14 protein-coding genes are annotated in these 12,686 nt (G+C 63.2%); 4 read left to right on the top strand and 10 right to left on the bottom strand.

All coding sequences use genetic code 11. From position 1 onward, the window contains the following. The first annotated feature begins 63 nt into the window (after positions 1–63). Positions 64–381 carry a hypothetical protein gene (locus MOP87_RS11620; protein ID WP_027915713.1) on the top strand — a complete coding sequence of 106 codons (318 nt, stop codon included), beginning with the start codon at positions 64–66 and terminating at the stop codon, positions 379–381. 52 nt (positions 382–433) lie between these two features. Here the strand turns inward: MOP87_RS11620 and MOP87_RS11615 are convergent, their stop codons facing one another. The 4 genes from MOP87_RS11615 to MOP87_RS11600 all read right to left on the bottom strand — a co-directional run bounded on the left by MOP87_RS11615 (position 434) and on the right by MOP87_RS11600 (position 3,581). Continuing rightward, the gene (locus MOP87_RS11615) at positions 434–1,198 is read right to left on the bottom strand and encodes a hypothetical protein (protein WP_027915714.1); all 765 of its coding nucleotides are present in this window, start codon (positions 1,196–1,198) and stop codon (positions 434–436) included. Positions 1,199–1,270: 72 nt separating this feature from the next. Next, positions 1,271–2,041, bottom strand: coding sequence for an SDR family NAD(P)-dependent oxidoreductase (locus tag MOP87_RS11610; protein ID WP_027915715.1), 771 nt, complete (start codon positions 2,039–2,041; stop codon positions 1,271–1,273). A gap of 44 nt (positions 2,042–2,085) precedes the next feature. Beyond that, a complete protein-coding gene (locus MOP87_RS11605; RefSeq protein ID WP_027915716.1) occupies positions 2,086–3,054 on the bottom strand; it encodes a 5'-nucleotidase in 969 nt (322 codons plus the stop codon). A 35-nt stretch (positions 3,055–3,089) separates the two neighbouring features. Further along, positions 3,090–3,581, bottom strand: a complete 492-nt coding sequence (locus MOP87_RS11600; RefSeq protein WP_027915717.1) for a DUF1543 domain-containing protein — start codon at positions 3,579–3,581, stop codon at positions 3,090–3,092. A gap of 131 nt (positions 3,582–3,712) precedes the next feature. On the opposite strand from MOP87_RS11600, the gene MOP87_RS11595 reads away from it, so the two are divergent. Beyond that, complete coding sequence (locus MOP87_RS11595; protein WP_088523204.1) at positions 3,713–4,174, top strand: hypothetical protein; 462 nt, start codon at positions 3,713–3,715, stop codon at positions 4,172–4,174. 376 nt (positions 4,175–4,550) lie between these two features. Here MOP87_RS11595 and MOP87_RS11590 read toward each other — a convergent pair whose 3' ends face one another. Next, positions 4,551–4,988, bottom strand: a complete 438-nt coding sequence (locus MOP87_RS11590; RefSeq protein ID WP_132578392.1) for a carboxymuconolactone decarboxylase family protein — start codon at positions 4,986–4,988, stop codon at positions 4,551–4,553. 193 nt (positions 4,989–5,181) lie between these two features. Between MOP87_RS11590 and MOP87_RS11585 the strand changes: the two genes are divergently transcribed. Together MOP87_RS11585 and MOP87_RS11580 are read left to right on the top strand one after the other, a co-directional pair. Next, positions 5,182–5,640, top strand: a complete 459-nt coding sequence (locus MOP87_RS11585) for a nucleoside deaminase (protein WP_242809526.1) — start codon at positions 5,182–5,184, stop codon at positions 5,638–5,640. Next, positions 5,637–6,833: a CynX/NimT family MFS transporter gene (locus MOP87_RS11580; protein WP_145279449.1), complete on the top strand. Its 1,197-nt coding sequence runs from the start codon at positions 5,637–5,639 to the stop codon at positions 6,831–6,833. Before MOP87_RS11585 ends, MOP87_RS11580 begins: the two co-directional genes overlap by 4 nt. On the opposite strand, the gene MOP87_RS11575 is transcribed toward MOP87_RS11580, so the two are convergent. From MOP87_RS11575 to glcD, 5 genes are all read right to left on the bottom strand, one after another. Beyond that, entirely contained in the window at positions 6,826–8,259 is a 1,434-nt protein-coding gene (locus MOP87_RS11575) for a PLP-dependent aminotransferase family protein (protein WP_088523205.1), read from the bottom strand. The genes MOP87_RS11580 and MOP87_RS11575 overlap by 8 nt on opposite strands. 81 nt (positions 8,260–8,340) lie before the next feature. Beyond that, complete coding sequence (locus MOP87_RS11570; RefSeq protein WP_033695131.1) at positions 8,341–8,679, bottom strand: hypothetical protein; 339 nt, start codon at positions 8,677–8,679, stop codon at positions 8,341–8,343. A gap of 161 nt (positions 8,680–8,840) precedes the next feature. Continuing rightward, on the bottom strand, positions 8,841–10,091 hold the full coding sequence (glcF, locus tag MOP87_RS11565; protein ID WP_028686396.1) for a glycolate oxidase subunit GlcF: 1,251 nt from the start codon (positions 10,089–10,091) through the stop codon (positions 8,841–8,843). Positions 10,092–10,100: 9 nt separating this feature from the next. Next, a complete protein-coding gene (glcE, locus tag MOP87_RS11560) occupies positions 10,101–11,156 on the bottom strand; it encodes a glycolate oxidase subunit GlcE (protein ID WP_145279445.1) in 1,056 nt (351 codons plus the stop codon). After that, positions 11,156–12,655: a glycolate oxidase subunit GlcD gene (gene glcD, locus MOP87_RS11555; protein WP_242809524.1), complete on the bottom strand. Its 1,500-nt coding sequence runs from the start codon at positions 12,653–12,655 to the stop codon at positions 11,156–11,158. The genes glcE and glcD overlap by 1 nt, the downstream gene beginning before the upstream one ends. Positions 12,656–12,686 lie beyond the last annotated feature (31 nt).

Raw genomic sequence — 12,686 nt, 5'->3', positions numbered from 1 at the left:
TGCCAGCGGCAACCGCTTTGACCAGACTCACGCTATTTCAGCGCCTCAATCAGGAGAATGCATATGCCGATCGACAATAATGGTCCTGCAGCACCCTACCCAGGCCCGGCGCAGAACAGCCCGGACACAGGCGAGGGGCACGGTTCAGGCCTTGAGCAGACCCCTTCGGAACCCAAGCAAGGTGCCGGCCACGCTGGCGGCGAGCGCCCCGAGGACTGGAATCCACCCCCAGGTAATCCAGGCTCTGACCAGGACAGCCAGGTGCCACGTGACAATGGTACCGCACGCACCCATGAAGACCCTGGCGCAGGGGATGCAGCGCTCGAGGAAGACATGAAGGACGTGGAAGCGAACAACTCCGTTTCGCAAGAACACCCGTGATACAGGGTTAAATCCGAGGCGCTGGGGCTGACCACAGCGCCTTTGGACAGCGCTAGCGGCGGCGCAGCAGGCCTGCCAGCGCTACCGTCAACGCAACCGCCGTGGCCATTGCCAGCACAATGGTCGGCATGACCCCCAAAGCCCTCATCAGACCCGACAACATCAGGTAGAACGCCAGCACACCCACTGCGCCTATGGCGTTGCCGCGCACCATGGCCGCCATCCCCGCGCGCCCGTTCTGCACGTGAGCAAATACCATCAATGGCCAAGCGATGACCGGGATTGGCGCGAGCATGCCGCTGGTCTGGGGTCCAAGCCAGGCTGCCAGGTGCGTGGTGATCATCAGCAACGCCGTTGCCGAGACCATGCGCAAGGGGATTTCCCAGTAACGATGCCGTACACGTGCCAGCGTCTCAGGCTTGGGTTCATGCCCGCTGGCGACGATCAGAAGTACGATCAGCGCCAGCGCTACGCCTATCGACACATACAAATGGCCCCAGTGCGTAAGCACATAGGCGACCAAGCCGTAGAAGACGATCGCCAAGCCCGCAGCAGCCCCGATGGCAAGCCTGCGTGTTGCATACAGGTAGAAGGCGTAGGTAGCGAGCACGGCTGCCAAGCCGCCCAGTGCTCCGGGCACGGCGTTCAGGGCAAAGTCTGTCCCTTGCTCCAGGCTCAGGAAGGTCATCACCAGCCCCGACGTGATGGGCATGCCCGCCAGTAATCCCCCTAGCAGCCCACCCCAGCGCCTGGAAGCGAGAGAGATGGCCCACATCAGCAAAGGGGTAATGGCAAGTTTCAGGTAGAACAAGGTCATCGCGGCGCGTTCCGGCTCTCAAGACAGTGCCGACTTTACCCTGTTGAATGCCCGGATGCCCGCCACTGATGCCTACCAGGGGATGTTGCGACCGTCCCAGCCCCAGAAGCTGCCCGTCACGTTCGGTCCGAGACGCCCGATCAGCTCCACGATGCACTGCGCGGCAAACGTCGTCTCGAACAGTTTGCCCTCAGGCACGTTGCCTTGGAACGGCCTTGACAGTTCCGTGTCCGTTGTACCCGGGTGCAAGGCCAGAACGGTCGCGTTAGGGTTCAGGCGCTTGAGTTCGATACTGGCTGTGTGTAGCAACTGATTCAGCGCCGCCTTGCTGGCCCGGTAGCTGTACCAACCCCCCAGACGGTTATCGCTGATCGAGCCCACGCGGGCGGACAGTGCAGCGAAGGTTGCAGGTTGCTTGCGCAGCAAAGGCAGCAGGTGTTTCAGCAACAAAACCGGGGCGAAGGCATTGGTGGTGAAGCTTGCGTGCAGGCTGGCAAGGTCCAATTGCGCCAGTGACTTTTCGGCCTTGGCGTTTTCCTGATGCAGGATCCCCAAGGTACTGATGACAAGGTGCAAGTGCACACATCGCTCGCCTGCTTGCGCGGCCATGGCGCCCAGGCTGGCCTCCTCGCGCGCGTCGCAGTCCACCAGTAGTACACGATTGGGGTGAGCGTCGGCCAGCGCCCTCAATGCCTGGTTCTGCGTGGCGCGGCGCGACACCGCTATCAGCTGATCGACGTCTTCGCGGGTCGCCAGCGCGTTGCACAGCGCGAGCCCGATTCCACGACTGGCCCCGCAGACCAGCACGCAGGCGTTCTCGTCCAACCCTGGTATGAGACTCATGACAGGCACTCTCTGGCCATCGTTTCGGTCAAGGGTAGACCGCCTCAGTCATCCGGATTTCCATCGACATGAGGTTCAGTCGTCGGTATCCGGTTCGCCACCCCAAAGGGCACGTGCACCATCGGCAAATCGCCCGCAGGCGAGTGCAGGTGGCTGCGCTGGTCATCGAAGAAGACATGGGGCTTGAGAATCGACAAGACGCGGGGTTTCTCCATGCCGCCCAGGAAGAAACACTCGTCGGGCGATACGCCCCAATCTTTGAGGGTCGTCACCACCCGCTCATGGGAAGGTGCATTGCGTGCCGTGACAATGGCGATGCGCAGGATGCGCTTGTAGTGCGGGTCATCTTCGAGCTTGCGGTCTTCGAGCGTGCGAATCAGCGACAGTTTGCGATACAGGTCGGCCAAGGGCCCAGGCGTATGGGGCACGCGCTGATGGGCCTGCTCGTGGGCCTGGAATTCATCCAGGCTGTTGCCACGCTTGTAGACGCTTTCGGCTTCGTCGTCGGCGATCACGCCATCGAAGTCGAACGCTACGCGCAGCTCGGTATCGATTTCGTCATCGTAGATACGGGTCGGCAGAACACGGCCTGCGGGGTAATTGGCGTCGATGGCTTTCTGTACGTCCTCTTCGTTGGCGCTCAGAAACAGCGATGCGTTGAACGCTGGTATGTACTCATACGGTGAACGGCCCGACATGAACGCGGCGCGGGTGATGTCCAGGCCGTAGTGGTTGATCGAGCGAAATACCCGCAGGCCCGTTTCCGGCGAATTGCGCGATAGCAACACCACCTCGACGGGCAACTGCTCGGGGAACGCCTGGTTGATACGCAGAAAACGACGGATAAACGGAAACGCCACGCCTTTGGGGAAGGGCTCATCCAGGTTCTGTTCCTGATGCCATCGGTACGCCTCGACACCCTCCTGGGTGTAGATGTCGTCCGAAACGGTAAGGTCGAACAGCGCACTGGAGGCAACGCCAATCACCAGTTTCTGTTCGATGGGGTAAGGCATGGGAAACTCCCTACGGCCCCGGCAGAGGCGCAAAGTCAGAGGGGGATGTAGTCGTTACGCGAAACGACCGGTTTGTGCGGCCCTTCGACCAGGTGCACGTACAGCCCGTCCACGCAGTCGATGGCCAGACAGTCGTCCACGCTCAGCACCGCATCGGTGTGCGGCTTGAGCCAGCCGGCCTGCATGTGTTGCTTGCCCAATGCCTTGGCATCGGCCTTGTTGCGGGCGCTGACCAGCACATAGCGGTGCGCTTCGCCGAACACACCGCGTTCGTAGCCGCCCAGGTTGATGAAGTACAGGCGCAGCGCACCGCGTTTTGCAGGGTAGGGGTGCAACTCCACTCGCATGCCATCCACGCCGTCCACTTCCAGCCAGGCATCGATGTGCAGCCCCTGCTGGCTGCCGAACCATGCGTCGCGCAGTTGCGCATAGGCCTGTTGCAGGCTGGGTGCCTGGGCGAACACCATGTCGTGGACCTCGATCTTGGCCCCTGCATGGCGTCCCCCCAGCATGACGATATAAAGCATGAGGTTTCCTTGTTGAATCGATCATCGCATGGCGTCATTTTGCAGCATCCGCACGCCGCTTCAAGCGCAGTGCTTGGCGCCTGGGCACAAGAAGGCTAGTGTGGTCGAACCTTTGACTGCGAGATAGCAAGATGCGCACTCCTTTTCTGTTCCTGGCGATGCTCTGTGCACCCCTGGTGCAAGCCGCCGAGCACTGGACGTTGAATGACCAGTTCGACCAGGCGTTCACGTTGGACGACAAGACCCGCGTGGTCATGGTTGCGCGCAGCATGGCCACTGCACGGTTGGTCAACAATGCGGTCGAGCATACGCCAGAGGGCTATCTTGAAGCGCGGGGCGTGGTGTTCGTCGCGGACATCGAGAAGATGCCCAGCATGGTGGCAGCGGTGATGGTGCCTGCCATGCGGTCGGCCAACTACCGGATTTTGCTGGATCGGGACGGCGAGGTGGCCAAGAGCTATGGCGGGGACCGCGAATCGGTGCAATGGCTGGAGGTTCAGGACGGCAAAGTGGTGACAGAGCAGCGGTACAGTGATTTACCCAGTTTGAGGCAGGCACTGGTGAAGATGGCTGGGCGGGTTGCAGGGGGGTGATGCAGTGGCGTGACCGTTGAAGCGCAACGCGCAAGCGCCTGGGTTTGGTGCAAGGACACGCTTCTTGCCGCACCAGGACACTACCGCATCACGCTCAGCCATCAGCGGTGGATGCGACGGGCCGAGCAACCCAGGAGCCAGGCTTCGCAACTTGAAGGTGTGTGGCCGCTTTGCGGCTTTGGCGATGTGAGCTGCGAAACTGAAATCCTGGGGCCGCCATGCGGCCCATCGCGGCCGGCCCGGCGCCCCGGCAAGGCCGCTTCCACACTGGAACTGAGTGGCCTTCGAGGGATGTGCAACGATTCAACATGCGGCATAGCTGGATGTTGCTACTGCTGCTTCCATCAGAGAAGACTGAAGCAAACACCAGACGTCCTCAACCCGCCACCATGGCAAACCCCACGCCGAACCGGTTCCACGCATTGATCGTCGCGATAGCCAGCGTCAGATTCACCACCTCCGCTGGCTCGAAGTGTTCCAGCAGCGCCTCATATTCCCCCTGTGGGGCACCACAATCGGCCAGCCGTGTCAGGCTTTCGACCCAGGCCAACGCCGCTCGCTCACGCTCCGTGAAGTAAGTCGTCTCGCGCCACACACACAACGTCTGCAGGCGGGCCTCGCGCTCCCCTGCTTTGCGCGCGTCGTTGGCGTGCAGGTTGACGCAGTACGCGCAGCCATTGATCTGCGATGCGCGCAAGCGCACCAGTTCAAGCAGATCATGCTCAAGGCCTGTGCGGGTCAACGCCTGCTCCAGGGCTGCCATGGCCTTGTAGGCTTCAGGGGCTTGTTTCGACCAGTCGATGCGGTGTTGCATGGCGCTCTCCAGAAACGCATTAGGGTGGCGCCACAATACCCTCGGCCGCCGATACGTCCGATAGCCAATCCGCTGATCTTCGGGGAGGCCAATCCCGCCATTCGCATCCCCACTGACAGGCATCCAATCTCTTCATTTCTGTCACTGCCGCCGACTCAGGATAATGACCCGTCCCATCCAAGGAGATTGAGCCATGCCCGACGTCCGTTTCATGCGCGAAGCCCTCGAACTGGCACGCGCCAACATCGCAGCCGGAGGACGGCCGTTCGGTGCCGTGCTGGTGTATGAGGGCCAAGTCGTTGCGCGCGGTGTCAATGAAATCCACCGCTCACAAGACCCGACTACCCATGCCGAGATGCAAGTCATCCGCCAGGCCAGCCAGGCGCTGGGGCGCGCTCGCCTGGATGGCGCAGAGGTGTATGCCAGCGGCCACCCATGCCCCATGTGCCTGGCGGCCATGCACCTGTGCGGTATCAGCCAGGCCTGGTTCGCGTATGACAGCGAGGAAGGCCAGCCTTACGGGCTGTCCACCGCTGACGTGTACGCGCAGATGACCCGTGCGCCTCAGCAGCAGTCATTGCCGCTACGCGCCCTCAAGCCCGACGGCGAAAATGGGCTGTACGCTCAGTGGCAACAGGCCAATGCCCAATGACAGCAGTCTGGAGAGCGATGCTGGTCGTGCTGCTGGCGTTGAATCTGCGACCGATTCTGACCAGCATCGGCCCCTTGCTCGATCCAATGCGCATCAGTACCGGCCTGGGTTATCAGCAAGCGGCATTGCTGACGGCGCTGCCGGTGTTGTGCATGGGAGCGGTGCCATTATTGCACCCTTGGTCACGCCGATGGTTGAGCGAACAGGCCGGCATGCTCGGTGGTCTGGCGGCCATCGCGCTGGCGTGTCTCTGGCGGTTGCAACTCGAAAGTGCCTGGGCACTACTTGCCAGCGCAGTGCTCGCCGGCCTGGGCGTGGCGGTGGTGCAGGGCATGATGCCGGGCCTGGTCAATCGCTGGTTTCCAGGGCGGCTTGCTGGCGCAATGGGCCTGTACTCGGCTGCTTTGATGAGCGGCGGCGGGCTGGCTGCTGTGCTGGGCCCGCACCTGGCCGAGTATGCCGGGCAATGGCAGGTGGGACTGGGGGTCTGGGCCGCGCCGGCGCTGGTTGCCATGCTGGCATGGCTCATCTTGCGGCCACGCAACGCACAAGCCCCTGTCTTCAAAACAGTCAGCGGACACTGGTTTGGCCACCGACGGGCCTGGTTACTGGCGGTGTATTTCGGCCTCATCAACGGAGGCTACACCAGCATGGTCGCTTGGTTTCCAGCGTTTTACCTGGAGCAGGGTGGCAGCGCACAGGGCGGCGCCGACCTGGTGGGGCTGATGACCCTGTTCCAAGTACTGGGCGCATTGGGCCTGCCGCTGCTACTCAGGCGCTGGGTAGATCGGCGTCCAGGCCTTGCGCTGGCGCTGTCGATCCAACTGGTGGGGTTCATGGGGTTGCTGATGGCGCCCACCGCAGCACCCGGGCTTTGGGTAGCGTTGATCGGGTTCGGGCTGGGCGCCTGTTTCAGCCAAAGCCTGACCCTGACCCTCGAACATCTTCCTACGCCAGCCGAAGCCGGCGGCCTGGCGGGTTTCGTCCAGGGTATCGGCTTCATCATCACCGGCTGTGTGCCATACATTGTCGGGTGGCTGCGTGCGCTCGACGGTGATTTTCAAAGCGCTTGGATTGTGCTCATCGCCAGCGTGGTGACGATGCTGCTGGTGACGTTGGCCTTCAGCCCGCAAAGCTACGCGAAGGCCTTGGCTCGACCCGCCGCGGTCGATAGGGTCGCTGCCCTCAGCTGATTCGCCGCAGGGTATCGCGCAGCCGGTCGAGTGCCGGGTCGATGTCGAGCATTTCAATGGCACCAAAGCCCATCAACAGCCCTGGGCGCACTGGCGTTTCATTGAAAAACGGGGCAAGTGAGTAAATGCCCAGGTCGACCTTGCGGGCTTGTTCTACCAGGTCCTCCACATCGACCCCTGGTTGCGCCAAGGCGCTTAGATGAAAACCGGCCTCGGCGGGAATGACCCTGAGCCAAGGGGAAAGGTCGTCGTCCAGCCGCTGCAACAAGCGATCGCGGCGTGCGCTGTACACTTCATGGCAACGGCGGATGTGCCGGTTCAGATGCCCCTGTTCCACGAAACGGGCCAGGGCCCACTGCAGCAGGGTCGGGCTGTGCCAGTCGCTCAGTTGCTTGGCCACGCAACTGGCCTTGAGCACGGCCTCTGGCAAAACGGCATAACCCAGGCGCAGCTCCGCAAGCAAGGTCTTGGAAAACGTGCCGACGTAAGCGACAAGGCCATGGGAGTCAAGACGCTGCAGCGCGTCGGCCTTGGGCCCTTGATAGCGGAATTCACAGTCGTAGTCGTCCTCGATGATCAGTGCGCCCAATGCGGCTGCCCGGGCCAGAAGCGCTCGCCGGCGTTTTTCGCCCATCGGCATACCCAGTGGGAACTGGTGCGAAGGGGTGACATAGATCAGCTGCGTGCCCTCGGCTATCTGGTCAACGCACAACCCTTCGTCATCCACCGGCACCCCCTGCACCTGGGCGCCCAAGGCCAGGAACAACTGCCGTGCGGGCGGGTACCCCGGGTCTTCCATCGCGACCTTGCAGCCAGGCTCCACCAGCACCCTGGCGATCAAGTCCAGGGCCTGCTGTGCGCCGTTGCAGACGAGGATATCGTCAGCCGTGCAGTGCACGCCCCGGGCGTAGGCGATGTGGTGGGCGATGACCTCGCGCAGCTCCGCAAGGCCCTGGGCTGGGAAGTGCCGCTGGGGGTGATGCTGGCTCCGCCGCACGGCGTAGTTCAGGCAACTGCGCCATAGGTCGAACGGGAATAGTGCCTTGCTCGCCACGCCGCCGATGAAGTCATAACGCACCGTCGATAGCGCTTGGCGTTGGCCTAGCACGGTGGCGCGGGATTGCCAGCGCCTGAGCGACGCATCGCCGGCAAGGGTCAAGGCACGTGGCCGCGCGCTGCGCTTGGGTTCAAGCGTATTGATGAACGTCCCCCGGCCGACCACCGCGCTCAGCAGGTTGTCCTGGGTCAGGCGTGCATAGGCGTCCGCGACGGTCTTGCGCGACACGCCCAGTTGCTCGGCCAACAGGCGGCTGGGCGGCAACTGGCTGCCAGCGGCCAGGTGACCGCGCTCGATCCCCGCGCGCAATTGCGCGTAGAGCTGGGCAGCCAAACCTTTGCGGCCCTCCAGGCGAATATGCAGTTCCATGGGGCATTCCAGAGCAAGAGAGCGCTCAGGATAGCGGATTGCGTACGGCAAAGGCGCTTGCTCCTGCAGTAGCAAGATCGCTTACGACCTGGCCATGCTCACCGTGATATAGCCTTTGCCCGATAGGATGATGCGGATGCGTGTTTCGTCCGCAGGGGCGCTGCGGCAGCGCTTGATGAGCACGCCTTCCTGTGCGACGGCCTTCATGTGATGGGTGATGGCTCGGCCCCGGACGTCGAAGAACGCTTCACTGGCGAGCAGTTCGATTCGCTCGATCAGTTGTCTGGATTGCTCATCGGTGACACAGAAGAACATGACACCAGAAAGATGAGGGTCCTGGTCCGGGTTGGTCAGATCATGGGTAAGCAGTTCGCGCAGGTTGCTGCGCAGTTCGGCAAGAAGGTGCGGAGTGTCGAGCATGCGCAGCGTCCTATGTGAGGGGCGACTGCGCCGATCATGTTTTCTGCCATGCCAAGCGACAAGTAAGACGGTTCCTAAGGTGGCCGGTGAAAAATCCCAATCACATGAATGGGCAACGCTCAAACGTGCGGTGATCGAGATGCTCACGGCAGCAGGGCCGCCTACTCCTTGTGCGTCCCGGCGTGGTCTTCTGCGTGCCTGACTGCCTCTTCGACGATCTCTACCCAGTGCCGAACCGCAGTGCGCCCTGCGCCATTCAAATGCACCTGACAGCCAATGTTGGCGGTGGCTATCTCGTCCGGTTGCCCGCGTTCCAGGGCCTCCAGCCGGTTATCGCGCAGCTGCCTGGACATCCCTGGCTGGGTCAGCGAGTAGGTGCCTGCCGAGCCACAACACAGGTGAGCATCGGTAACCGGCGTCAAGGTAAACCCTATCCGGATCAGTAGCGCTTCGACAGCCCCACCCAGTTTCAGGGCATGTTGCAGCGTGCATGGGCAATGAAACGCCAGGCGCCGCCCGGCGGGTACCGCCAACTGCTCGATAGGCGCATCACCCAGGACTTCCACCAGGTCACGGCACAGGCTGCTGACCCGTGCCGCCTTGGCTGCGTAGGCCGGGTCAGCGGCCAATAGGTGAGCATACTCGCGCACGAACGCGGCGCAGCCGCTCGCTGGAATCACGATCGCCTCGACGCCGGCCTCGACGGCCGGCCACCAGGCATCGATGCGCCGTCGTGCGCGCTGCAAGCCTTGCTCCTGGGCATTGAGGTGGAAATCGATGGCTCCACAGCACTCCCCGGCCGGTGCAGGGGTCACGCTGATGCCGACGCGGTCGAGCAGGCGCGCCGCCGCGGCGTTGGTCGCCGGTGACAATGCCGGTTGCACGCACCCCTCGAGCATCAGGACGCGTCGCCGGTGGCGTACGGCAGGGCGCGTCAGGTCAGCTGCCTTGCGCAGCGGAACCTTTTCCCGGGCCTGCGCCGGTAGCCACGGGCGCAGGGCTTGGCCAGCTCGGAGCAGGGCTCTGAAAACAGCGGGGCGCACCATCGTAAAGCGCAGGCCGTGACGCAACAGGCGCTGGCCCATTGGCCGTGGCACCTGCTGCTCCACGACGGCCCGGCCGATGTCCAGCAGGTCGTGATAACGCACACCCGACGGGCAAGTGCTTTCGCAGCTGCGGCACGACAGGCATCGGTCCAGGTGAGCCTGAGTGCTGGTAGTGGCGGGCTGGCCTTCGAGCACCTGCTTGATCAGGTAGATACGTCCACGCGGGCCATCGAGCTCATCGCCAAGCAGTTGGTAGGTGGGGCAGGTCGCTGTGCAGAAGCCGCAGTGTACGCACGCGCGCAAGATACGTTCTGCCTCGTCGGCGCGCTCGAGCGTGCGTGCGCTGTCACTCAAGTTGGTCTGCATAGGCTGCCCTCAAAGGTCCGGGTACAGACGGCCAGGGTTGAAAATGCGCTTGGGGTCCAGCTGGGCCTTGAGGCTACGGTGGTAGCGCATCAGCGGCTCCGACAACGGCGGATAGTGGGCCTGGCCTGGGGTAAGGCACAGCGCATTGCCGCGAGCCTGCTCGGCAATGCGGTGAATGACGTGGGCTGGGGCATCCGTGCGCAGCCAACGCTGGGCGCCTGCCCAGTCCAGCCATTGGCGCCCTGGCAGGTCCAGTTCTCCTGTCGCGAGAGGTACCGACACACGCCACAAGGGTTCGCTGCCCTGGGTGAAGAATGCCAGGCGCTGCTCACGCAGTTGCGTCCAGAACTCGCCGTCCACGCACTCGCCGCCAAGGCGCTGGCGGGCCGACGCTACCGAACCCTCGCCACCTTCCAGGCGCACGAACAGCGCTTGGCCATCGTGGCAGGCGCCGCTCAGCGGCAGCGGTTGCGCGCCCCAGCGCGTGAGCTCGGCCAAGGCCTGGCTGCGGTCCATTCCAAGGCGCAGGCTTACGCAGTGCCGCGGCACGGGCAGGACCTTGAGCGATACCTCGGTCAACACGCCCAGACAGCCGAAACTGCCTGCCAGCAACCGTGAAAGGTCATACCCGGCTACGTTTTTCATTACCTGGCCGCCAAAGCGCAGCAAGCTGCCCTGGCCCGTGATTACCTGTGTGCCCAGCACGAAGTCGCGCACTGATCCTGCCCAGGGCCGCCGGGGCCCGGACAAGCCAGCCGCCACCATGCCGCCCAAGGTGGCACCCGGGCCCAGGTGCGGTGGCTCGCACGGTAGCATTTGTCCGTTATCCTGCAGCGCGGCCTCTATGTCGCGCAAAGGCGTACCGGCGCGAGCCGTCAGCACCAGCTCCGTGGGGTCATAACTGACGATGCCGCGATGACCGCGTGTATCAAGCACTTGCCCGTGGACGGCATGGCCGATCACCGCCTTGCTGCCGCTGCCCTGTATGCACAAGGGCGTACCTGCATCCAGCGCTTGGCGTACCTGGTCGAGCAGCGCCTGGCTTGCATCCTGGTCCGCGTCCATCAAAACCGCTCCAGGGCAGGGAAGGGCAACTGCCCATGGTGCACGTGCAACGCACCGAATTCGGCGCAGCGGTGCAGCGTGGGAATGTTCTTGCCAGGGTTGAGCAAGCCCTGCGGGTCGAATGCAGCCTTGACCGCGTGAAACACGCGCAGCTCGTCATGAGTGAACTGGGCGCACATCTGGTTGATCTTCTCCCGGCCAACCCCATGCTCACCGGTGATGCTTCCCCCCACGGCCACGCACAGTTCAAGGATTTTTCCACCCAGGGACTCGGCCCGCTCCAGTTCGCCAGGCCGGTTGGCGTCGAACAGGATCAGCGGGTGCATATTACCGTCACCCGCATGGAACACGTTGGCCACCCGCAGCCCATGTTCGCGCGCCATTTCACTGATCCGCACCAGCACGTAAGGCAATTCACGCCGCGGAATCGTACCGTCCATACAGTAATAGTCCGGGGACAGGCGGCCTACGGCAGGGAAGGCATTCTTGCGTCCCGCCCAGAACCGTGCACGCTGTGCCTCGTTACACGCCAGCCGCACCTCGCAGGCGCCGGCCTGGGTGAACAGCGCGGCAACCCGTTCGCAGTCTTCCTGCACATCGGCCTCGACGCCGTCGAGTTCACACAAGAGGATGGCGGCTGCCTCCACTGGATACCCGGCATGGATGAAGTCCTCGGCAGCGCGAATCGCCAGGTTATCCATCATTTCCAGGCCCCCGGGGATGATGCCGGCGGCAATGATGTGGGCGACGGACCGTGCGGCGTCCTCGACCCGGTCAAAGCTGGCCAGCAGGACCCGTGCCACGGGTGGCTTGGGCAGCAGCCGTACGGTCACCTCGGTGACGATCCCCAGCATGCCTTCGGAGCCTGTGAACAATGCCAGCAGGTCGAACCCAGGGCTGTCGAGCGCATCGCTACCCAGGGTCAACCGTTCACCTGCCACGGTAAGCACTTCCAGTTTCAGGATGTTGTGAACGGTCAGACCATACTTCAGGCAATGCACGCCGCCTGCGTTTTCAGCCACATTGCCGCCGATGGTGCAGGCAATTTGCGATGAGGGATCGGGGGCGTAGTACAGACCGTAAGGGGCGGCGGCCTGGGAAATGGCCAGGTTGCGAACGCCCGGCTGGACGCGGGCGAAGCGGCCCTGGGGGCTGACTTCAAGAATACGATTGAGCCGCGCCATGACCAGCAACACGCCTTTGGCCAAGGGCATGGCACCGCCAGACAGCCCGGTTCCGGCGCCGCGAGCCACGACAGGTACGGTGAGCCGGTGGCAGATCTGCAGCACAACCTGTACCTGGTCCACGCGCTCGGGTAACACCACCAGCAACGGGACCGTGCGGTACGCCGCCAGACCGTCGCACTCATACGGCTTGAGGTCCTCATCGCGGCATAGCAATTGAAGATCGGGCAGTGCATCGCGCAGGGACTGGATCAAAAGCGCGCGGTCAACCGTTGGCAGCGCTCCGTCGACGCGTTCGTCATACAACATCGCCATCTCACTTGGATGCTTTGTTTTTATGGGGTCA

This window comes from Pseudomonas sp. I3-I5 (assembly GCF_022699445.1).
GTDB lineage: Bacteria > Pseudomonadota > Gammaproteobacteria > Pseudomonadales > Pseudomonadaceae > Aquipseudomonas > Aquipseudomonas fulva.
The sequence above is the reverse complement of the archived record's forward strand: the minus strand, read 5'-3'. Positions and strand labels throughout refer to the sequence as shown.